The 22,688-nt window shown below is 42.5% G+C and carries 14 protein-coding genes, 8 tRNA genes and 3 rRNA genes; 21 read left to right on the top strand and 4 right to left on the bottom strand.

All coding sequences use genetic code 11. The features are described 5' to 3' along the window. Window positions 1-282 precede the first annotated feature (282 nt). The 11 genes from NST25_RS24555 (at window position 283) to NST25_RS24505 (ending at window position 6,870) form a co-directional block, all read left to right on the top strand. A 16S ribosomal RNA gene (locus tag NST25_RS24555) occupies window positions 283-1,840 on the top strand. A gap of 262 nt (window positions 1,841-2,102) precedes the next feature. After that, window positions 2,103-5,028, top strand: a 23S ribosomal RNA gene (locus NST25_RS24550). A 214-nt stretch (window positions 5,029-5,242) separates the two neighbouring features. Continuing rightward, window positions 5,243-5,359 (top strand): 5S ribosomal RNA (gene rrf, locus NST25_RS24545). The 16S, 23S and 5S rRNA genes sit together here, the layout of an rRNA operon. A gap of 619 nt (window positions 5,360-5,978) precedes the next feature. Then, window positions 5,979-6,053 (top strand) — tRNA-Glu (locus tag NST25_RS24540). An 89-nt stretch (window positions 6,054-6,142) separates the two neighbouring features. Continuing rightward, window positions 6,143-6,218: transfer RNA gene (locus NST25_RS24535), tRNA-Val, on the top strand. Window positions 6,219-6,307: 89 nt separating this feature from the next. Next, a tRNA-Met gene (locus tag NST25_RS24530) sits at window positions 6,308-6,384 on the top strand. Window positions 6,385-6,409: 25 nt separating this feature from the next. Then, window positions 6,410-6,487 (top strand) — tRNA-Asp (locus NST25_RS24525). 14 nt (window positions 6,488-6,501) lie between these two features. Continuing rightward, window positions 6,502-6,574 (top strand) — tRNA-Lys (locus NST25_RS24520). A gap of 36 nt (window positions 6,575-6,610) precedes the next feature. Beyond that, window positions 6,611-6,685 (top strand) — tRNA-Gly (locus NST25_RS24515). A gap of 10 nt (window positions 6,686-6,695) precedes the next feature. Beyond that, window positions 6,696-6,772: transfer RNA gene (locus NST25_RS24510), tRNA-Arg, on the top strand. A gap of 19 nt (window positions 6,773-6,791) precedes the next feature. Beyond that, window positions 6,792-6,870: transfer RNA gene (locus tag NST25_RS24505), tRNA-Leu, on the top strand. A gap of 489 nt (window positions 6,871-7,359) precedes the next feature. On the opposite strand, the gene NST25_RS24500 is transcribed toward NST25_RS24505, so the two are convergent. Both NST25_RS24500 and NST25_RS24495 read right to left on the bottom strand, forming a co-directional pair. Beyond that, window positions 7,360-7,524, bottom strand: coding sequence for a hypothetical protein (locus tag NST25_RS24500; protein WP_139331146.1), 165 nt, complete (start codon window positions 7,522-7,524; stop codon window positions 7,360-7,362). Between the two features lie 262 nt (window positions 7,525-7,786). After that, the gene (locus tag NST25_RS24495; protein ID WP_076185546.1) at window positions 7,787-8,074 is read right to left on the bottom strand and encodes a transposase; all 288 of its coding nucleotides are present in this window, start codon (window positions 8,072-8,074) and stop codon (window positions 7,787-7,789) included. A 458-nt stretch (window positions 8,075-8,532) separates the two neighbouring features. On the opposite strand from NST25_RS24495, the gene NST25_RS24490 reads away from it, so the two are divergent. The 5 genes from NST25_RS24490 (at window position 8,533) to NST25_RS24470 (ending at window position 13,648) form a co-directional block, all read left to right on the top strand. Continuing rightward, window positions 8,533-9,201, top strand: coding sequence for a hypothetical protein (locus NST25_RS24490; RefSeq protein ID WP_036687472.1), 669 nt, complete (start codon window positions 8,533-8,535; stop codon window positions 9,199-9,201). Then, on the top strand, window positions 9,191-10,054 hold the full coding sequence (locus tag NST25_RS24485; protein ID WP_036687473.1) for an ABC transporter ATP-binding protein: 864 nt from the start codon (window positions 9,191-9,193) through the stop codon (window positions 10,052-10,054). Before NST25_RS24490 ends, NST25_RS24485 begins: the two co-directional genes overlap by 11 nt. Beyond that, on the top strand, window positions 10,047-11,255 hold the full coding sequence (locus tag NST25_RS24480; protein WP_036687475.1) for an ABC transporter permease: 1,209 nt from the start codon (window positions 10,047-10,049) through the stop codon (window positions 11,253-11,255). The genes NST25_RS24485 and NST25_RS24480 overlap by 8 nt, the downstream gene beginning before the upstream one ends. Window positions 11,256-11,273: 18 nt before the next feature. Next, window positions 11,274-12,419 (top strand): hypothetical protein, encoded by a 1,146-nt coding sequence (locus NST25_RS24475; protein WP_036687476.1) that lies wholly within the window; start codon window positions 11,274-11,276, stop codon window positions 12,417-12,419. Window positions 12,420-12,490: 71 nt separating this feature from the next. Then, the gene (locus tag NST25_RS24470; RefSeq protein ID WP_143762761.1) at window positions 12,491-13,648 is read left to right on the top strand and encodes a hypothetical protein; all 1,158 of its coding nucleotides are present in this window, start codon (window positions 12,491-12,493) and stop codon (window positions 13,646-13,648) included. A gap of 207 nt (window positions 13,649-13,855) precedes the next feature. On the opposite strand, the gene NST25_RS24465 is transcribed toward NST25_RS24470, so the two are convergent. Beyond that, the gene (locus NST25_RS24465; protein ID WP_076308779.1) at window positions 13,856-14,176 is read right to left on the bottom strand and encodes a ParA family protein; all 321 of its coding nucleotides are present in this window, start codon (window positions 14,174-14,176) and stop codon (window positions 13,856-13,858) included. A 652-nt stretch (window positions 14,177-14,828) separates the two neighbouring features. Here NST25_RS24465 and NST25_RS24460 point away from each other — a divergent pair. From NST25_RS24460 to NST25_RS24440, 5 genes are all read left to right on the top strand, one after another. Beyond that, complete coding sequence (locus NST25_RS24460; protein WP_076308780.1) at window positions 14,829-16,814, top strand: AraC family transcriptional regulator; 1,986 nt, start codon at window positions 14,829-14,831, stop codon at window positions 16,812-16,814. Next, entirely contained in the window at window positions 16,801-17,850 is a 1,050-nt protein-coding gene (locus NST25_RS24455) for an iron ABC transporter permease (RefSeq protein ID WP_080742574.1), read from the top strand. The genes NST25_RS24460 and NST25_RS24455 overlap by 14 nt, the downstream gene beginning before the upstream one ends. Continuing rightward, window positions 17,847-18,854, top strand: coding sequence for an iron ABC transporter permease (locus tag NST25_RS24450; protein WP_076130413.1), 1,008 nt, complete (start codon window positions 17,847-17,849; stop codon window positions 18,852-18,854). Before NST25_RS24455 ends, NST25_RS24450 begins: the two co-directional genes overlap by 4 nt. A gap of 342 nt (window positions 18,855-19,196) precedes the next feature. After that, window positions 19,197-19,586 (top strand): BlaI/MecI/CopY family transcriptional regulator, encoded by a 390-nt coding sequence (locus NST25_RS24445; protein WP_076308781.1) that lies wholly within the window; start codon window positions 19,197-19,199, stop codon window positions 19,584-19,586. 2 nt (window positions 19,587-19,588) lie between these two features. Continuing rightward, window positions 19,589-21,406 carry a M56 family metallopeptidase gene (locus tag NST25_RS24440; RefSeq protein WP_076308782.1) on the top strand — a complete coding sequence of 606 codons (1,818 nt, stop codon included), beginning with the start codon at window positions 19,589-19,591 and terminating at the stop codon, window positions 21,404-21,406. 364 nt (window positions 21,407-21,770) lie between these two features. Here the strand turns inward: NST25_RS24440 and NST25_RS24435 are convergent, their stop codons facing one another. After that, window positions 21,771-22,400: a glycoside hydrolase domain-containing protein gene (locus tag NST25_RS24435; RefSeq protein WP_076308783.1), complete on the bottom strand. Its 630-nt coding sequence runs from the start codon at window positions 22,398-22,400 to the stop codon at window positions 21,771-21,773. Window positions 22,401-22,688: the final 288 nt, after the last annotated feature.

Genomic DNA, 22,688 nt, shown 5'->3' with positions numbered 1-22,688 from the left:
TACATTATAAATCCAGTCGCAAAGAGGAACTATAAAGCTTTCGGTTGGTGAATGATAATCTGAATTAGATTGCAAAGAACTTTAAAAAAAAGAGTTGCAATAAATCAGAAAGCATGATATATTATAAGAGTTGCTGCTGAGACATTAAACGGCGCCAACGAGAACTTGATCTTTGAAAACTGAACAACGAGTGAGTAGGAAATCACGTAAGTGAAATCCAAAATTAGAGAATTAATTTTCTCGTCAGATGTTTCAAAATGAGCATATCGCTCTTTTCAATACTAATTGGAGAGTTTGATCCTGGCTCAGGACGAACGCTGGCGGCGTGCCTAATACATGCAAGTCGAGCGGAGTTGTTTTGAAAGCTTGCTTTCAAAGTGACTTAGCGGCGGACGGGTGAGTAACACGTAGGCAACCTGCCCTTCAGACTGGGATAACTACCGGAAACGGTAGCTAATACCGGATAATTTCTTTTTTCTCCTGAGAGAAGAATGAAAGACGGAGCAATCTGTCACTGAGGGATGGGCCTGCGGCGCATTAGCTAGTTGGTGGGGTAACGGCCCACCAAGGCGACGATGCGTAGCCGACCTGAGAGGGTGAACGGCCACACTGGGACTGAGACACGGCCCAGACTCCTACGGGAGGCAGCAGTAGGGAATCTTCCGCAATGGGCGAAAGCCTGACGGAGCAACGCCGCGTGAGTGATGAAGGTTTTCGGATCGTAAAGCTCTGTTGCCAGGGAAGAACGTCCGGTAGAGTAACTGCTACCGGAGTGACGGTACCTGAGAAGAAAGCCCCGGCTAACTACGTGCCAGCAGCCGCGGTAATACGTAGGGGGCAAGCGTTGTCCGGAATTATTGGGCGTAAAGCGCGCGCAGGCGGCTATTTAAGTCTGGTGTTTAAACCTTGGGCTCAACCTGAGGTCGCACTGGAAACTGGGTGGCTTGAGTACAGAAGAGGAAAGTGGAATTCCACGTGTAGCGGTGAAATGCGTAGATATGTGGAGGAACACCAGTGGCGAAGGCGACTTTCTGGGCTGTAACTGACGCTGAGGCGCGAAAGCGTGGGGAGCAAACAGGATTAGATACCCTGGTAGTCCACGCCGTAAACGATGAGTGCTAGGTGTTAGGGGTTTCGATACCCTTGGTGCCGAAGTTAACACAGTAAGCACTCCGCCTGGGGAGTACGGTCGCAAGACTGAAACTCAAAGGAATTGACGGGGACCCGCACAAGCAGTGGAGTATGTGGTTTAATTCGAAGCAACGCGAAGAACCTTACCAGGTCTTGACATCCCTCTGAATCTGCTAGAGATAGCAGCGGCCTTCGGGACAGAGGAGACAGGTGGTGCATGGTTGTCGTCAGCTCGTGTCGTGAGATGTTGGGTTAAGTCCCGCAACGAGCGCAACCCTTAACTTTAGTTGCCAGCAGGTAATGCTGGGCACTCTAGAGTGACTGCCGGTGACAAACCGGAGGAAGGTGGGGATGACGTCAAATCATCATGCCCCTTATGACCTGGGCTACACACGTACTACAATGGCCGGTACAACGGGAAGCGAAGCCGCGAGGTGGAGCCAATCCCATCAAAGCCGGTCTCAGTTCGGATTGCAGGCTGCAACTCGCCTGCATGAAGTCGGAATTGCTAGTAATCGCGGATCAGCATGCCGCGGTGAATACGTTCCCGGGTCTTGTACACACCGCCCGTCACACCACGAGAGTTTACAACACCCGAAGTCGGTGGGGTAACCCGCAAGGGAGCCAGCCGCCGAAGGTGGGGTAGATGATTGGGGTGAAGTCGTAACAAGGTAGCCGTATCGGAAGGTGCGGCTGGATCACCTCCTTTCTATGGAGAATCGTTCTCTGCAATGAGAACATTCAAATCGGAAGCTCAGCTTCCAAAACTCAGGTTTAGGCCTGTTACTCACTCGTTGCTCAGTTTTGAGAGTTTAAGCTCTCAAGTAAGACTTGATCCTTGAAAACTGGATACCGAAACGAATTTGCGTTTTAGAACATCTTTTAGCAACTTGTGTAAACAAGTAAATGTTATTAGTGAGATGATTCCAAAGAGAATGTCATCGTATGATATTTTCCTGCGGAAAAATCAAGGTTAAGCTAATAAGAGCACACGGAGGATGCCTAGGCGCCAGGAGCCGACGAAGGACGTGGCGAACAACGAAACTGCCTCGGGGAGCTGTAAGCAAGCTTTGATCCGGGGGTGTCCGAATGGGGAAACCCAGCTGTGGTAATTCGCAGTTACTCATTTCTGAATACATAGGAAATGTAGAGGCAGACCAGGGGAACTGAAACATCTAAGTACCCTGAGGAAGAGAAAACAATAGTGATTCCGTCAGTAGCGGCGAGCGAACGCGGAACAGCCTAAACCTAAGAGCTTGCTCTTAGGGGTTGTGGGACGTCTCACATGGAGTTACAAAGGAATATGGTAGGTGAAGAGGTCTGGAAAGGCCCGCGATAGAGGTAAAAGCCCTGTAACCTAAACTGTGTTCTCTCCGAGACGGATCCCGAGTAGTGCGGGGCACGTGAAACCCCGTATGAATCCAGCAGGACCATCTGCTAAGGCTAAATACTACCTGGCGACCGATAGTGAAACAGTACCGTGAGGGAAAGGTGAAAAGCACCCCGGAAGGGGAGTGAAATAGAACCTGAAACCGTGTGCTTACAAAAAGTCAGAGCCCTATTAATGGGTGATGGCGTGCCTTTTGTAGAATGAACCGGCGAGTTACGTTTAACATGCAAGGTTAAGCCGAGAAGGTGGAGCCGCAGCGAAAGCGAGTCTGAATAGGGCGACTTAGTATGTGGACGTAGACCCGAAACCGTGTGATCTACCCCTGTCCAGGGTGAAGGTGCGGTAACACGCACTGGAGGCCCGAACCCACGTACGTTGAAAAGTGCGGGGATGAGGTGGGGGTAGCGGAGAAATTCCAATCGAACTCGGAGATAGCTGGTTCTCCCCGAAATAGCTTTAGGGCTAGCCTCGGTATAAGAGTAGTGGAGGTAGAGCACTGATTGGGTGCGGGGTCCGCAAGGATTACCAAGCTCAGTCAAACTCCGAATGCCATATACTTATTGCCGGGAGTCAGACAGTGAGTGCTAAGATCCATTGTCAAAAGGGAAACAGCCCAGACCATCAGCTAAGGTCCCCAAGTGTGTGTTAAGTGGGAAAGGATGTGGAGTTGCACAGACAACCAGGATGTTGGCTTAGAAGCAGCCACCATTGAAAGAGTGCGTAATAGCTCACTGGTCGAGTGACTCTGCGCCGAAAATGTAACGGGGCTAAACACACCACCGAAGCTATGGCTAGATACTATGTATCTGGGGTAGGGGAGCGTTGTGTAGGGGTTGAAGGTGTACTGAAAAGAGCGCTGGACACTACACAAGTGAGAATGCCGGTATGAGTAACGAAAAGATCAGTGAGAATCTGATCCGCCGAAAGCCCAAGGTTTCCTGAGGAAGGCTCGTCCGCTCAGGGTAAGTCGGGACCTAAGGCGAGGCCGAAAGGCGTAGTCGAAGGACAACAGTTTGAAATTACTGTACCACCGTAATCCGCTATGAGCGATGGGGTGACGCAGGAGGGTAGTGACGCGGACTGATGGATGTCCGTCTAAGCAGTGAGGCTGATGTGTAGGCAAATCCGCACATCGATAAGGCTGGGCTGTGATGGGGAGCGAAAATTGTAGTAGCGAAGGTCATGATCTCACACTGCCAAGAAAAGCCTCTAGCCAGGAGAAGGTGCCCGTACCGCAAACCGACACAGGTAGGCGAGAAGAGAATTCTAAGGCGCGCGGAAGAACTCTCGTTAAGGAACTCGGCAAAATGACCCCGTAACTTCGGGAGAAGGGGTGCCCCGGTAGTGTGAATAGCACGAGGGGGCCGCAGTGAAAAGGCCCAAGCGACTGTTTAGCAAAAACACAGGTCTGTGCGAAGCCGCAAGGCGAAGTATACGGGCTGACGCCTGCCCGGTGCTGGAAGGTTAAGGGGAGTGGTTAGGGGTAACCCGAAGCTATGAACCGAAGCCCCAGTAAACGGCGGCCGTAACTATAACGGTCCTAAGGTAGCGAAATTCCTTGTCAGGTAAATTCTGACCCGCACGAATGGCGTAACGACTTGGGCGCTGTCTCAACGAGAGATCCGGTGAAATTTTAATACCTGTGAAGATGCAGGTTACCCGCGACAAGACGGAAAGACCCCATGGAGCTTTACTGCAGCTTGATATTGAATTTGGGTACGATCTGTACAGGATAGGTGGGAGCCGTAGAAATCGGAGCGCAAGCTTCGGTGGAGGCGCCGTTGGGATACCACCCTGATCGTATCTAGGTTCTAACCTAGTGCCCTAATCGGGTACGGGGACCGTGTCAGGCGGGCAGTTTGACTGGGGCGGTCGCCTCCTAAAGAGTAACGGAGGCGTTCCAAGGTTCCCTCAGAATGGTTGGAAATCATTCGCAGAGTGCAAAGGCATAAGGGAGCTTGACTGCGAGACCTACAAGTCGAGCAGGGACGAAAGTCGGACTTAGTGATCCGGTGGTACCGCATGGAAGGGCCATCGCTCAACGGATAAAAGCTACCCTGGGGATAACAGGCTTATCTCCCCCAAGAGTCCACATCGACGGGGAGGTTTGGCACCTCGATGTCGGCTCATCGCATCCTGGGGCTGAAGTAGGTCCCAAGGGTTGGGCTGTTCGCCCATTAAAGCGGTACGCGAGCTGGGTTCAGAACGTCGTGAGACAGTTCGGTCCCTATCTGTCGTGGGCGCAGGAAATTTGAGAGGAGCTGTCCTTAGTACGAGAGGACCGGGATGGACGTACCGCTGGTGCACCAGTTGTTCCGCCAGGAGCATGGCTGGGTAGCTACGTACGGACGGGATAAGCGCTGAAAGCATCTAAGCGTGAAGCCCCCCTCAAGATGAGATTTCCCAATTAGTAAGACCCCTTGAAGACGACGAGGTAGATAGGTTGGAGGTGGAAGTGCAGCAATGCATGGAGCTGACCAATACTAATCGGTCGAGGGCTTATCCTAAAAATACCCCAAAAAGTGAAGAAGAAGCTGCGAAGCTAATTCCGAATACTTTCCGGGGGCCCCGTAAGAAGGGCAAACGCAAATTCGTTTCGGATTCAGTTTTCAGGCATCAAGCTCAGATTTATATAGTCCAAGTGACTGTGTGATGATGAATTTGTTTTCAGCATTTGGCGATGCTGAGACCTGAATAATGCATTTGTACCGCAAATGCCCGTTTGGTGGCGATAGCGGAGGGGTTCCACGCGTACCCATCCCGAACACGACCGTTAAGCCCTCCAGCGCCGATGGTACTTGGACCGAAGGGTCCTGGGAGAGTAGGACGTTGCCAAGCACGCAAGACCACTGTTGAGTAATCGACAGTGGTCTTTTTGTTGTACGATGTTTAGCAGTTTATTATAAGGATAGGCAATCACTGTGAAGTGGTTTTTGAATGAAAATTAGTTCATGGAGGCAAATGATCATGATTATATGGATCAATGGTGCTTTTGGTCCAGGGAAGACAGAAACCGCAAATGAAATTTATCGAAGAAAAACATAGCTAGCGAATATGATGGAATAATTATCGTACCTATGACCCTAGTGAATCCGGATTATTGCAGGGAAATCATCAGCAAGTTAATTGATGGAGGTATAGAGCTTTATCATTTTAGTTTGTGTGCCTCCCGAGAGACCTTGCTTAAGAGATTAAGCGTTAGAGTGAAGGAAAAGACTCTTGGGCTGCTCAGCAGATCGACAGGTGCATCAGAGGGCTTGATCACGAGGTATTTAAGCAGCATTTAGACACGAATGATAGAACTATAGGTGAAATCGTTGAGATAATAGCTCAAAAGCTTCATATCAATCTATTACCTAGGGAAGAGTAAAAAGAAAAATAATTAGTTTAGGTATTGCTATACTTAATAATACATGATATAATCTTTTTTGTTGTCAAAACAATTTGTTTTTAAAACGGCCCGTTGGTCAAGGGGTTAAGACACCTCCCTTTCACGGAGGTAACATGGGTTCGAATCCCATACGGGTCACCATTTCTTCTTGAAACAGCATTAGACTTCTAGAAAAAATGGTTGCATTACAGATTTGATTGTGGTATGATAATTAAGTTGCTTCTTTACATGGAGGCTTAGCTCAGCTGGGAGAGCATCTGCCTTACAAGCAGAGGGTCGGGGGTTCGATCCCCTCAGCCTCCACCATAACACATCCCCAAAAGTGAAGTTAATGCTTCACTGAGGATTCCGGATACTTTCCGGGGGATCCAAGGGAATTAATACTTTTTTACTGACGCGGGGTGGAGCAGCCCGGTAGCTCGTCGGGCTCATAACCCGAAGGTCGCAGGTTCAAATCCTGCCCCCGCAACCAATTTTCATTAAGCAATTATTCTTCTGGAACCGTGGTGTAGTTGGCCTAACATGCCTGCCTGTCACGCAGGAGACCGCGGGTTCGAATCCCGTCGGTTCCGCCATTTTCTTGCTTTATGAGCCATTAGCTCAGTTGGTAGAGCACCTGACTTTTAATCAGGGTGTCGAAGGTTCGAGTCCTTCATGGCTCACTTCTTTAGTGAGTCGGACATCAATACATACCGTGTGCGGACGTGGCTCAGCGGTAGAGCATCGCCTTGCCAAGGCGAGGGTCGCGGGTTCGATTCCCGTCGTCCGCTCCATATAAATTTTGCGCCCTTAGCTCAGCTGGATAGAGCGTTTGACTACGAATCAAAAGGCCGGGAGTTCGAATCTCTCAGGGCGCGCCATATTTTAACTTAATACTTTGCCGGTGTGGCGGAATGGCAGACGCGCTCGACTCAAAATCGAGAGGGAAACCGTGGAGGTTCGAGTCCTCTCACCGGTATATCGAAAAAACTTGTAAGATTGCTTCCAGCAATTTTACAAGTTTTTTTATTTTCTGAGTATTGGTCATACCCCTGTCAAGTAGACAAATGAAAAAAGCTATGCTGCCAGCGCGCACCGATAGTTTTGCTTGAAAGCGGTGATATTTTTGCTCTTGAATTACACTGTTTGAGGTACAACTTCTCTGTTTTGAGATACGAAAAGAAGGATTCGAAACATGCATTATCTAGGGAGGTAGCTTTGCGAGAGTGCTGCCTTTAATGCCGAATACCTATTGTATGCCTGAGACGTGCATTGGAAGCCCTGAACCGAATGGAGCACGGCTTCCAATGTACGTCTCTTTTTCTTGTCCACTTCGTAACCGTATCCAACACGAGTTGAACATCGTTACGTTCTGACAATTGCAAAGTGACAATCTCGTTGTTGAATAGATCTTGTATGACGGATAAGTAATGAAAGTTAGTTCCGTCCGAAATATAGGTAATATCCGTTACCATTTTTTGCTGTGGTGCTGTGGTGCTGTGGCATGAAATTTACGTTTTAAGCGATTCGGGAAAACGATAGAAAGGGTATAACTAGACTGTCTTCGATTCTTTCGAATGATAGATTTGATCGATAGTTCTTTCATGATTCGCCATACTTTCTTGTGATTCACGTTGAAGCCTGCCTCCTACAAGGCAGTCGAAATGCGAGGATAGCCTAAATCTGGATGCGAAAAATGAATGGCCATCATGTGTTCCTTGATCTCTTGATTTTTGTCATTCCTGGCTCTGACGCTTAGGCTATGTAGCTAGCCATTTGTAGTAACTGGTCCGTGATATCCCTGCAATCGCTATGAGGTCTGTAATATGATGCGGGTAGCGTAGTTCTCTCGCTGCCTGGGAGCTTCTCCTTTATTAGATTTGGATACCGCTTTTTTAAATATCCACCTGCGCTTTCAGGTAGTCACTTTCTTCTTCGACACTACCAAAGGACGTGCGAGAGCGACCTTTCCTAGGATTCATCTCTTTTTCCTCATTTTTACGTTCATCGAAAGAATCTCCGTTTTTCCATTTTCTCACCCAAACCTTCAATTGCGTGCAACTACGGATACCTTGTTGTTCAGCTATGATCGTATAGCTAGATGATCCATCTAAGTAGGTTCTAACCGCCTTTAATTTAAATGCTTCTGTATACATCTGAAATGTTTGTCCTTTTTTCGCCATAAAAATATCCCCTCCAAGTGTTACTCGAATCTCCATGATAACATGTAGTTTTTTTCGAGTGTCTACTTGAAGGGGATAATACCACTGTTCAATAAAACGGAAGTTTTATTTGTTCTTGTTCTCTTTATCTTTTCAATTACCGATTTTTTCGGATGAAGCTGTTCAATTTTTTATAGTGATGCGAAATGGTCATACAAAAAATTCGGCTACAGACTGATCTCAAGATCTATCATTCAGGAGATTTTACTCATAATACCATTGACAACCATTTGTTAATAAAAATTTAAGATCTACACACCTAGATTTTTAAGGTGTTCAATCTATAATTTGTACCAAGAAGAATAGGTATAAAATGGAAGTTGAGAAAATTGGTGATAAATTAAAGTTATACGAAAGATTAAGTCAGTTGAAATAAACGATAAAATGTAGAATTACATATTAAAAATGGAGGTGTCTTAGTGAAAAAAATCTTAATGTTTGTATTAACTATAACCATTTTGATTGGAGGAAGCCTCTACTTCCAAAATCAAAGCAGCTACTCAGAATATGCAAGCATACAGGATGATAAAACCATCTCAGAGGATTTAATTACCTTAGATAATAATCCGAAGGATGTAAAGTCAGAGAATAAGAATCCGGGCAATGAGGAATCTCCAAAGGATGCAACGCTAGATGATAAAAGGACTTTTGAGGATATTGCTTTGGACAAACGTCTTGATGAAGGGAGGAAAAAAAATGAAAGAACTTATCGGGAGCAAGGAAGAAAAGAGTCTTCAATTAGGCCAACAATAGAAGTTCCATCTCTTTCTATCGAGGATATAACAGGCATCTACAAAACAGTTGATGCATACATGAGAGAAAATTCAGATCGGTTTCCCGAACCAGCGGACAATGGCACTAGGGGAAACACTGATGATCCGAGAATCCAAAATATTCTATACAAGGAAGAAAAAACAGGTATCATAGCAGGATTCGAAAATGAAAATCTGTTCGCATGGGAAGTGAAAAAGCTGGACGGAGAATATACCAACCTCCTGTTAGGTAGAAAGTCTACGGGAGAAGAATGGCAAGTTCTCTCGGAAGGAGACGTATATCAATTGAGAGAGGAAATTAGCGATGGAAATTAAAGCGGAGAATTTAACAAGAACATTTGGAATGAAACGGGCAATCAGTGAACTAAATTTTACATTGCCTGAAGGTGTGTATGGGCTTTTGGGAGATAATGGGGCAGGGAAAAGCACCTTGATGAGAATTCTTGTGGCAATTGACCATCAAACTAGTGGTAAGGTTACCTTTAACGGCAAGGATATCTTCCATATGAACGACGACTACCGGAATCTTGTGGGATATATTCCCCAGGACTTCGAGGTTTATTCCGCGTTTACAGCAACAGAATATCTGGAATATATGGGAGCACTGAAGGGGTTGTCAAAAAAAGAACTGAAGCACAAAGTTCCAGAGGTATTACAGTTTGTCAACCTGGAGAATGTTGCTAATAAAAAGGTCAAAACCTTTTCCGGAGGGATGAAAAGGCGGGTGGGCATTGCCCAAGCCATTATTAACGATCCGAAGATATTAATTTTTGACGAGCCCACCGCTGGGCTTGACCCCCATGAGCGAATCCGTTTTTCAAACATCATAAGCGAAATGGGACAGGACAAGATCATCTTGTTTTCTACCCACATTATTTCGGATATCGAAGCAATTACCACCAATGTGATCATCCTAAATCAGGGGAAAATTAAAGAGCAAGGTAATGTGCAAAAGATGTTATCCGGGATTAAAGGAAAAGTATTTACTGAGGAGATGGACAGAGAGCGACTGGCCTCCTTTAAAAAGGAGCACCTGATCGTACGGATCCGGCAGGAAGAAAACGTTGTTAATGTCCGTTACTTGGGAGAAAAGGAATCAGGCGCAATCGTATGCGAGCCCACGCTGGAAGATTACTACATCTACTTAGGGAGTGGGAGCCATGCGTAATTTCATTCCATTAGAACTGAAAAAAATATTAAATAAAAATACAGTAATTATCAGCCTACTCTTTCTCACTATTATTCTGATCCCCTGGATTCAAACCGCCAAGAGTATAGATGTCTTGGATGATGAGGGAACCATACATAGCGGTCTTGGAGGCTGGAAAATTTTAAGGGAGCGCACGGTTGAGGGCACGATGACGACGGATTATTTATTACAAATGAAACAAAACTACGAAAACAGCGTGGACAAACCTTATATTGAAGGCGAAGTAGATACAGATCGCAAGTTGGGAAAAAGATTAACTTTTCCTCACGATGCGCTGAACTGGGAACTGAACTTTCCATATATAAAGTACCGTGTTCTCGATAACAGCTTAAATTTAACGGATGAGCAACTCTCCAATTTTTATGTAGATTGGAAGGGCAGTTTTACCGAATATTTATCCACTGAACAAAATCTATTTCCTTATACAGAGAAACAAATCGAAATCATATCCCAGAAAATGCAAAAAGTACCCACCCCATTTTTATTCAAATACGATAGTGGCTGGGAGTACCTGAAAATAGGTTTATTAAATACGATCTACCTTTTCTTTATGTTCTTGGCCTTTATCCTATGCGAGGGATTCTCCAAAAACAGCAGCAAAGGAATTGACAAGGTGACCTTATCCACCAAGGAGAGCAGGAGGAGGCTGCTCAGCTACAAGCTTGGTGCCGCTTGTGTGTTTTCTACGATAGCCTATTTTGTGTATATTGCGATCATACTGCTGTTTATTACCGCAGTGTATACGCTGCACGGCTGGGACTCTTCGGTTCAAATCGGAACAGTTACATTTTATTCTATGAATCAGCTTCAAGAGGGGTTACTCTATATTTCCATGGGATACTTTTCCACACTTGTCGTGACGCATCTTATCCTGTTTTTGTCCGTGGTTTTTAAAAGAGGGAAACTGGTATTAGCACTTTCACTGATTTATTTTTATCTCGTAAATACTTATCAGATGGGGAGGGGGGCGCTGACTGAAAAAGTGATGGTCTTCATGCCTCAGAACTTTATCAATAATCTTATAGGCATAGAGAAATTATATTTTGTGGGTAATACTGTATTTCCTTATGTTTTTGTCGCCCTGTTTCTGGGTACTGTGTACATTCTCTTATCTCGAATCGGTATCTCTATATGGATGAGAAGATATTATTTACAGTAGAGGAAGGTAGGTGAAATCATGAGCTATTTATCAAAAGTAAACAGAAGTAAAATCCTAAACATAAACATATTCGGTTTTTTGTTGGCATTGTTTCTGATACTTACCTTTTACAACTTAGACACCATCAAAACAGGTTATTTAAATCAGGCAAGATATGAGGTAACAGATGGGACGGAATACCGGTATTTCTATCAACCGGAGGTATTGGATGAAGTTGAGATTAATAAAATTTTGGAAAAATACAGAGAACTTAGCCTACCAGAAGACAGGAATAAAGCGGATGTTGCAGATTTGCCAGCCTTGGATATGCTTATCCAAGTGTATGGCTGGAACTGGACTGGAATACGGGATGTCTCAGCAGAACAATTTTATCAGGACAGGGCAGACATCATCAAAAGTGCACAGAAGGAAGCGGGGAGTTCTAGGGAAGGAATCAGCAACGGGAATTTTGCAGCGGCTTCTCTCTCCGAACCTATCCGGATGGGTTATGCCGAGGGATGGAAGAACGTTAACTCAGGGATGAGCCAGTGTGTTTTTATTGTCCTGGTTCTCATTTCCATTCTACTGGTCCCAATTTTTAATGAAGACGAGACCTTGGGCGTGGACGGACTGGTCAAATCCACGAGGTTTGGAAAACGTAAGCTGAGTAGGATACGGATTATCAACGCCTTCCAGCTCTCTTTATTGCTTTATCTGACGGCGGTAGCGATTTACATTACGCCTATATTCTTTATGTACGGTTTACAAGGAGCGGATTTGCCTATACAAAGTAGTCCACAATTTTTTTTATCAATGGTTGCGGTGAATTATTTCGAGCAGTTTTTAATCAACCTGGTTATTGGATATGTGGCAATCTCACTGATGACAGGGATTACTTTATTGATCAGCGTATTAGTCACACAGATTTATACTGGCTACGCCCTGTTACTATTCACCATAGCCATATCTTACGCCATTCAGATGAGCGAGGTATTCTTTCTGAAACATTATGTGGGCAATTTTCTGCCCATGCAGATAGCCAAGTTCAATAGCTATTACACAAGTTTTGAACCCTATGGAGGTATTTCTAGAATTATTGCCGTTCCTTCCATTACTGTTGCAGTTTTATTTATACTCCTACTATTTTTGCCAAGATGGATTAATAAAATGAGGTTTACTTCTTAGATTGAGCATTACGCATAAAGTTAAAACACATCAAGGATAAAAAAATGAAGTGAAGTTCGGAAAGAAGGTAGATGATGTATTCATTTTTTATTTTATGCGAAGCTGGATCAGAAAAAGATGGTATTAGCAACAACGGTTTAGCTCACGTTCTAGAGCACTTTGTTATACTGGCGATGCTCAAAGATTTTTTCACAGAGAAAGAAAGTAATTTGAGAGGACAAACAAGTTACTGCTATTGCTTATATAGTTGGAGCAATGCGAAGTACCAAGTAGGTTTAAACCTTATCTTTGAATTTGAAAACTATGTGGGGAGGATATTAGATAATAAAAATGAATATTATGACTTAATGTTAATGGCCATTAGAGAGGTCGAGGAAGAAATACTATCGAAACACAATGAGGTGGCAAAGATCAATGTAATGATTCATTTTTTAAATAAAGATATTGTTTCTCGACCAATAGGCCTACTTGAGGACGTAAAAAGTTTGAACGTTGACCAATTATTTGAGACTTTAAGTAGTATTTATGTAGCAGGAAATTTAAGATATTTCATTTTTAATCATGAAAAAAATGAGTTTGTTATTTCTGACTTGCCTCAAAAAACAAAGCGAAGAGGTTGTGTGGAAAAGCAAGAATTCCATGACAAAGAACTGGAACGGATAGCATCTAATTTATATATAGATGTACAAATATTTAAATTATTTTGTAATAGTGATAAAAAAGTTGCACTTTCTAGTACTTATTTTTCTAAGATTTTTAACAAAGAACAAACGATTCTCAATGAATTGTACTTGATAAGTATTTGCAAATTATTAGATAAAGCTTATGGTGTCAAAAATAACTGTAAATTTGAAATTATATTTTTTAGTAATGAGGACTCTACTAGAATTTACTATATATTTGAATTAACGAGCAGCAATGATATTTACGAGACTCCAAATAAGATAACCATAGATGTGGAACAGATAATAAATTTCATGCTTGAAAGTGTAAATTTCCACGAGTTAAAAGAGGAGTTAAGGATAAATGTATACAGTAATAGATTTAGTCCAATAAGTCGAAGTGAATGCGAAGCAGAGATATTGAATAAAGTTTACTTTAATAATTTTCAAGTAATAAAAGATTATGAAGATTTTGCTGATATTTTACGGAATGTTACGATTGATAAATTCAAAGGATTCTTGTATTTTGCGTTAGGGGAGATAGATGACTTAATTATTTTTGAATAACGTAAAAGACAGGCCGACAGTTTTCCTCGCTTTGGAGTCTAGAGTCCATTTTCATTGATCAAAATAAACTTGCCGGACGACTGACTTCTATGATACACCACACTTTCACTAGACGAATGGTTTCATTATATAAATTGGTACGGGTGTCGCACCTGGTCATCAAGTCGCCCTCAATGCGAATATGTGGATTGATTCGCTTCTTTACCTTCACAATGATCTGAGCAGTTGAGTGCTACCAAAGCATTGATATTGAGTAAGCCAAGTGTTGCTAGGAATCAGGTCAATGTTACCTTGAGAATGAATGCACTCATCGGGCGATGGAAGCGGTTCGTCCGTCATCATCGCGTTCTTGATGTTGAACATAGAGTAAGGGAGTTTATCAGGTTGTTCGATACCAAAGTACATCGTTAGATTCCCTTGAGGATCAAAATCAATCAGTAATATCTTTTTTCCTTCATTATAAGCGGTGGTGGTTTTACCTGTACTGCCTTTTTGATTAGCGATAGTGTTTAATGTTGTTTTTCTCATATCAATTCCCCTCCCTGAAGCCAAAGCTTCGATATTATCTGTCAATGATAGGGAGCGGGCTGATCTGTTATAGTTCTCTCCGAGTTCTCTCATTTGTGCAAAAGCGACTACTATTTGAGAAGATTCTCGGAAGCCTTGCGGCGTTTAAATCTAACGAAAGAACCCGCAAAAAACTTGATCTTACAAGGATTTTCGCGGGCTTTAGATTCCTTTTCTTTGACTTAGTTTCTGCTATCTTCCCGATAGCATGAGCGACTCAAAATCGAGAGGGAAACCGTGGAGGTTCGAGTCCTCTCACCGGTACCAACTAAATCAACTCAAAGTTCATTAGATACTATATCTGATGAACTTTTTTGTTTGTTTTTTTACAATTCCGTTCATGCCTGTGCCGGAAAACTTTTGATACATCCTTCAAGTGTGAATAAGAAATTGTACTTAGTTGTACTGAGGAAGATTAATGTAAGCGGATATGTGAATGAGATAGAGGCATTCCTGAGGAAGCTCCATTTCGAAAGCTATAAGCAATCATGATACTAAACAGCGATTGACAAAATAGAGGAACTACCTAATACTAATTGATAATCATTATCATTTATTGTGAAATATAATTAATTCAAATAGATTGTGGAGCAGATCGGAGTGTATTGCAAAGATGAGGCTGGAAGATCATATTTTCGCATGGAATTATGCCGCTGTTAAAGTACTTGATATTCGACATGCTGTGATGGAGCCTGGGGACAAGCTGCAAGGCTATGTATTACCAGCATGCGGATTTATCTACTGTGTGCGGGGTACGGCCAGCTTGAATCTCAACGGCATAGATTACGACGCAGACCGTCACTTTATTGTGCATGGTGGCAAGGGCATGAGACTAAGTATAGAGACAGGGAAGTTGTTTGAATACTATTTATTATTCTATAGAGCCTCCTTGCCAGGAAGAAAGGATTTAGCAAGACTTTTGGAACGCAGCAATCCATTTCGGATGCAGTATAGCTTCGAGTCTTTGGAGCCATTACCACTGCACTATCAACTAATGGCAATGGAACAACTTTGGGCACAAGGAAGCCAATTGGAAAGAATTCAAGTTAAAGGCTTGTTCTATCAGTTTATACATGAATTATTAAAGCAGTTTACAAAGGATGGAATTAACCTCAGGCAACCGGATGTCATTGGGCAGGTTGTCCGTTATATTGAGGAGCATTATCGTCATAATTTATCACTAGAATCTATAGCGGAGCAATTTAATTATAGCCCTCGTCATTTATCAACCCGCTTTAAAGGGGAGACAGGGTTTAGCTTGATTGAATATTTGATACGATTCCGGCTTAAACATGCAGAAGAGCTATTACGATGTACCGATGCTCCACTTCGCGATATTGCAGAAGAAGTTGGATATAACGATGTATATTACTTCAGTCGCATGTTCAGTAAATACAATGGTCAATCTCCCATCCGGTTCCGCAAGGAAAGCAGGCAGGTGAGCTCATCGGACAATCGTCCATTTACCACCGCCAAATTCTCCATTGGCGAGCACATATCCTCCCGATATAATGTTATTGAGTATGATAATCATTATCATTACTATTACCATAATGAAATAACCGGAGGGTCTTCACCTATGAGATTAACAAAGACGTCAAGTTTTATTGTAGCGATGCTGCTTAGCTTTACCTTGCTATTAAGTGCATGTGGATCTGCAAGTGTTGGTTCTAATGTCACAAATTCTAATGGATCCAAAGCTTCTGAAGTTACATCATCACCAGCAAATAATTCAACTGCAGCTGACAATGCCAATAAGGAGACTCAGACAAGAACTATCTCTACAATAAAGGGAGATATTGTTGTTCCAGCTAATCCAAAGAGGGTTGTCGTGTTATACCTTCAAGGGGATCTTGTGGCCCTCGGCATTAAGCCAGTAGGGACTTCGAGTGTCTTTGAAGGAGCGGCCTTTGCAGAAGAGCTTGGGGGGATTGAAGATCTAGGTTCATGGTATGAGCCTAATCCAGAGGCTATTATGGCAGTAAAGCCGGACTTGATCATAGCTGCTTCTGAAGAAACTTACGAAATCCTTAAGGATATTGCACCGACCGTTCCAATTCCTTATGAAAAAATGGCGACGGATGAACGTGTAATGAAGATTGGCGAGGTATTTGGCAAGGAGCAGGAGGCACAAGCTCTATTAGATAATTTCCACGAGAAGTTGGAGAAGAGCAAGCAGCAGCTTGATGAACTTGGAATTTTGGATAAGACAGTAACCATTATCGAAGGCGGCAAAAAAGAGATGGCGGTGATCGATAGCAAGCTTTATGGAAGGGGCTCTCAGATCATTTATGAATATTTAGGGCTAAAAGCACCAGAGATTCTTCAGAAAAAGATTGATGGCAGAGAGAAGGCTACTGGAGGGTTTGTTTCCTTAGAGGTGTTACCTGAGTATATAGGAGACTTCGTGTTCCGCTCTGTATGGGATGGGGCTGATGATTTGTCAGACAATCCAATTTGGAACAGCATTCCAGCAATCAAAGAAGGTAGATTGATCGAAATCGGGTTTGATTTTTCATATTATTCCGATATCTACTCTCTTGATAAGCAGCTAGATTTTGTAGTTGAGAAGCTAGTGTCAGCGTATGAAAAAAAATAGAAAGCTAGATGATAGAACAACCGTTATCCCTGATTTAAGAGGGAAATCGTATTTCGGTCTGTTTCTACTCCTAGGGATACTGCTGCTGCTACTTTCAGTAGCAGCTTCTATCTCATTTGGCTCTGCTTCCATGAGCCTGAAAATGGCATGGACAGCGATTTTTAATTTTGATCCTGAACTGACCGAGCATCAGATTATTCATGCCCTTCGAATTCCGCGTACAGCAGCTGATATTATTGCAGGTATGTGTCTCGCGGTAGCAGGAGCGGTTATGCAGGGCTATACGCGAAATCCCTTAGCAGATTCCGGATTAATGGGAGTAAATGCAGGAGCAGCTCTTGCAATGGCCGTTACACTGGTTTTTCTTCCAGGGCAACTGCAGACAACAACCTTGCTGGTTAGCTTTATTGGCGCAGGACTTGGAGCAGGATTAACGTATCTTGCCGCTTCATTGAATCGTTCAGGAATGACACCTCAACGACTGGTGCTAGCTGGAATATCAATTACAATGCTATTTGGAGCTGTGGGGTCATTTATCTCATTAAACTATGGAATTGGTCGTGCCCTTGCTTATTGGACTTCGGGTAGTGTGGCTGGAGCAACATGGGTGGAAATTAGGCTAGTTATACCTTGGTTCTTAGGTGGACTGGCTTTGTCACTATTCATTGCACGCTCTATCACTGTTTTAAACTTGGGGGAAGAGATTGCGAAAGGCTTCGGGCAACGGATCGTTCTCGTTAAGATGATAGCTACGCTTGCGGTCCTTTTACTAGCGGGTGTAGCTGTTGCACTTGTAGGGCCAATCGGCTTTGTAGGGTTGATTATTCCGCATATTATGCGTTTTTTTGTAGGTGTAGATTATCGTTATATTATTCCGGCATCAGCCATTTACGGCGGCGCACTTATGGTTGTAGCGGATATCGCAGGAAGGCTGATTAATCGTCCGGCAGAGACAGCACTGGGCATTATTTTTGCAATGATTGGTGTTCCTTTCTTCTTGCTAATTGCGAGCAAAGAGAGGAGAGCCTTCAAATGAATGTTGTTAAATCGCATAAGGCTACAATATGGATTCTATCTCTTTTAATACTGCTTATTGCAGGAGCTATTCTTAGTCTTAATATGGGAAAGGTGTCCCTCAATCCACTTGAAGTATTTCAAGTATTGCTTGGACAAGGTCCAGAGGAGCATAATCTCGTTGTTTATAAGTTTCGTCTTCCTCGGATCGTATTAGCGATACTTGTTGGATTTGGGATGGCACTGGCAGGTGCAGTTATGCAGGCTTTGCTGCGCAATGATCTGGCTGATCCCGGCATGCTTGGTATTAGCTCAGGTTCAGGTCTTATGGTGTTGCTGATTATCTCAACGGTAAGCATTCAAGGCGCCGCTATAACATTATTACTGCCGTCTATGGCATTCTTAGGTGGTCTGCTGGCAGCAGCTCTGATCTATGTTCTAGCCTATAGAAAACGTCGTATGATTTCTTCTACACGACTTGTCTTGACTGGTGTTGCGATCAATATGGGGTTTAGTGCGCTGTCGCTATTCCTGACCTTAAAGCTTGATGACCAGAAGTATGAGTTTGCGCAGCGTTGGCAAGCAGGATATTTATGGGGGGACAAGTGGTCTTATATCAGCTTGTTGGCACCTTGGGTATTGCTGCTATTCGTATATATTCTTTTTAATTTCAGGACATTGAACGTCTTGGTGCTAGGCAACCAAATTTCGATAGGATTAGGAGTCGCTGTAAAGAAGAAATTTTTGCGCTTGGCGATTGCGGCTGTAGGCATAGCTTCTGGCTGTGTAGCGCTCGGGGGCTCGATCTTCTTTATTGGATTGATTAGTCCGCATGTGGCTCGCAAGCTGGTAGGTCACGACTACAAAGTGCTTCTACCTACTTCAGCGCTTATTGGTGCGCTATTGCTGCTTGTAGCGGATACGATTGCTCGAACGGTCAGCTTTAAGTCAGATATTCCCGCAGGAATTATTGTAACAATGCTGAGTGTGCCTTACTTCCTATATCTATTGATGCGTTCAAAATAAATATCGATAGGTTCGAGCCTCTCACCGTATACTAAAAAGGTCTATAAGATTGCTTAATAAGCGATTTTATAGACCTTTTTCATTTTCAGAGCTTATTGAATTTCTAATAGGAGCATTAGATTTTCCTCTACTACTACTTCTGAATTACCCTATTTCCAAAGTTCTAGTATATACCGTTAGCTTCGCATTCGATGATTTAGCATTGATACTATAAGGTGCAAACCTTTTCCTACTTTTCAACGTCTCTAATTTATAGAAACAAAAGAAAAGATCACTTGCATTTTATTTATACAGTTGTATAATAAAAGCAGTTATACAACTGTATAATATGGAGGTTGATTCATGATTAATGAAATTAAGAAGCTACCTGATGCAGAGTTAGAAATTATGCTTGTCATTTGGAAAACTGGGAATCCAGTGAGTTCTTCCTACATATCGGATCAATTACGTAATAAACGAAATTGGGCTTTGGCTACTTTAATGACGGTGCTTTCGCGACTCGTTGATAAGGGATTTCTGTATTGTGAAAAGGAGGGACGGAGCAATAGTTATCGTGCAGCCATCTCAGAAACGGATTATAAGGAATGTGAAGGAAAATCTACTCTTGAAAAACTATTCGGTAATTCTATTCAAGATATGGTGATGTCGCTGTACAATGGCAAGGCTATCGATAGAAATGATCTTGCAGAACTGCGTGAAATGCTTGACCGGGTAGAAAGAGAGGAATCCTGATAATGACCAGCCTTTTTTCGGATTTTTTAATAATTTCAGTAACGACAAGTCTAATGATTTTCGTTTTAATGTTCTTGTCTCCATGGTTAAGCAAAAACTATTCGGCAAAATGGAAATATTGGATATGGATGATTTTGACTATACGCTTGCTACTTCCGTTTAACATTTCGTTTGCCAATAATGTCGTACGGATTCCGCTTCCTGATAGCTCAAAGATAAGTACAGTGTTTCAAGACATTCCTTCCAACAGCATACAAATTGATATGTCAGGGATTTCTCATCCTGTTCAGCAGGCCGCATCGTTAAATCATATACCATCTCTTATGGACATCTTAACTTGGCTCTGGTTTTCCGGGTTCGTACTTTTTTTGCTTTATCATTTTACCAGTTACTACTTTTTCAGAAAACAGTCTCTTCGTTGGAGTAATTCTCTTTTAAGTGACCAGATGGTATTGAAAATAAACCAAGTTTATAAAGAAATGAAAATGAAATTATCCATCACCGTTTTAATTAGTGAAAAGGTTCCAAATCCAATGTTAGTTGGTTTTTACAAGCCGATTCTCTTCTTGCCGCATGATCAATATAACGATGAAGAGCTTGAATTTATCTTCAAGCATGAGTTAGTTCATTATAAGAGACATGACATTATATACAAGATACTCCTCTTAATTGTACATGCAATTCATTGGTTTAATCCTTTCGTGTGGTTCATGGTACGCCAAGCAGGACGTGAAATTGAAATTTACTGTGATGAGACGGTAGTGGGTACACGAAGCTTATCTTACCGTAAAAAATATTGTGAGGCTATCTTATCTGTCATGCAGAATTCGGATCCCCGCTTTTTGGCTTTATCAACTAACTTTTCAGGAGGGGGAATTTCTATGAAAGAGCGATTTATATCTATTCTTAATACGAAGAAAAAACGAAACGGCATCACTCTATTTTATACCGTCCTGCTTTTGATCGGGGTAATCAGCGTGTTGGCGGCATGCACTAATATAAAAGGCAGCGAATTCATCAAACCCGGCACGATCTATTCCATTGGCTTTGATGGGGAGCAAGTTGTTGTTAATGATGCTGGCAATTCGTACTCCATAGATGCAGAGGGGAACGTTTCTGTTTCATATCGGAATGGAGATGTTAAAGCAAATGTGCCATTAAAATTGGATACGACCGGAGGGGTTCTGGGAATGGGGCAAGAGAACACCGGTTATTTTATATCCGAGGATAAAACAGCTATTGTTTATGGTTTTGCAGATGGAAAATCATTGCCGCTGCATGTTTTAATCAGTAATGATAAGGGACAGACATGGAATGACTATCCTATTCCTGGAGCAATGGGATATGAAACAAAATTTATCGGTTTCACGAATAAAAATGATGGTTGGCTGGTCAGTGGTGCTTCACAAGGAGTTGGGAGTGCGCTGAATTACGTATATCAAACCTCTGACGGAGGTAAGACGTGGAAAGAGATAGGCAATCCAAATGATATTTATTCGGAACATTTGACCGGCGTGGGGTTTTCTAGTTCGGATATCGGGTTTTTAGGGTACAGATATTATATGGATGAGGGTCCTGTAATTTATTGGACCAAAGATCAGGGGCAAACTTGGGAAAGGCTTGCTGTATCGCTTCCAGAAAAGTTTGATAAATATAAAAAAAATCCCCTTTCTCCTATCTTTAATAGAAAGGAAGGACTGTTCCCTATCTCGTTAATTGATCAAGATACCGGTGTGGCAGGAACTATATATCTTACCAGTAAAGATGAAGGAATCACTTGGGTTTATGATGAAGCTTATGATAAGCTTCTAAATCCTTAAAAAAAGCGGCCATTGGAATGGCCGCTTTTTGATTGTCCAATGGGATCTCAGATAATGGAAAAATAGATACGATGAATACTAATTCCCGAACTAAAGTCAAAAAGGCTTCTATCCTAAAGTATGCCTAAGGATAGAAGCCTATGAGAGAAATATTCGAAAAGAGTATTAGCGAATTGTAAGGGATCCAATTTTGCAACGTTCATTGATTAAAAAATAACATGAATCCAATGAATTAATATGTTGTGTTACAGATGCAACTTCTTATAGGATATTATAAGGTATCTAGCGGTACATGCAGCAGTGAGAAAATTCGGAGGCTAAAGGATCCCTTCTATTTGTTTCTCAATTTGAATAAAATAGGTTACTATTTCCAACCCCCTCCTCCATGAGAAGATGACTCTACGTAATCAATCTTAATCTGACCGTTGCCTGAGCCAAGCGTGGTGTTAAAATTATATTGACGTAAGTTCCAATCATTGAAAGTCCCTGCCCAGCTATTATCGACGATAAAAGTATAACGTGTCGTAGCTGAGAAGGAGCCGCGGATGTAGGCACAAACAGCTCTTGAACCGTAGATTCCCACTTTATAACCGTTAGGATTTTGAGTGCTGCTGTTTAGAACTGACATTATCCCTTGGAAATAAGGCACAACATTTCCAGTAATTTGAGTAGTGGTCATATCGCGATCCACGGCGAAATAAATCGGAGTGGCATTCGTTTGTCCGAAGTCATTTGCCAATTCTACAGCATCTTTCGCATCACTAACACCCTGTGCATTCGTAAAGTAACTGACAGTTGTTCCACCTTTGTTTTCATAAAGGGATACTATGAACAGCCCAGCATTAGAAATTCGTGTAATCTCAGCATCTGTAAGCCCGTCATGAGAACCTTCTACACGGTTCAGGTATCGTCCAACAAATGTAAAGTTATTATTTTGAAGTGTCATCAATCTTGCTGAAGTAACGTTTGTTGCAGTATCACAACCCAGTGCCAATGTGGTTTCCTTCTTTCAAATTATTAGATAGATTTCTTTAAACTGCATTCATAAGACCTCTATGAGAAAGATTGGCGCCAACCTAAAATAGTATATGAGAAATAGTTCACAAGTTCTTGGGGGAATAATTTAGTAGATATAAAAGAGGCAATTGACTTTAGTTGGATATGAGGTTCAACCGTGCTAGATTCATTGTTTGAGGAGTAACTAGCATATTTATAAATCTAATCTAGAAAAAGAAGAACAGATCTGCATTTTTATTGAGATTTTTATTAAATTTCGCTTAAG

The organism is Paenibacillus sp. FSL E2-0190, from assembly GCF_037992965.1.
In the GTDB taxonomy this organism is placed as follows: Bacteria; Bacillota; Bacilli; order Paenibacillales; family Paenibacillaceae; genus Paenibacillus_AQ; species Paenibacillus_AQ odorifer.
This window is presented reverse-complemented; position numbering and strand designations above follow the sequence as displayed.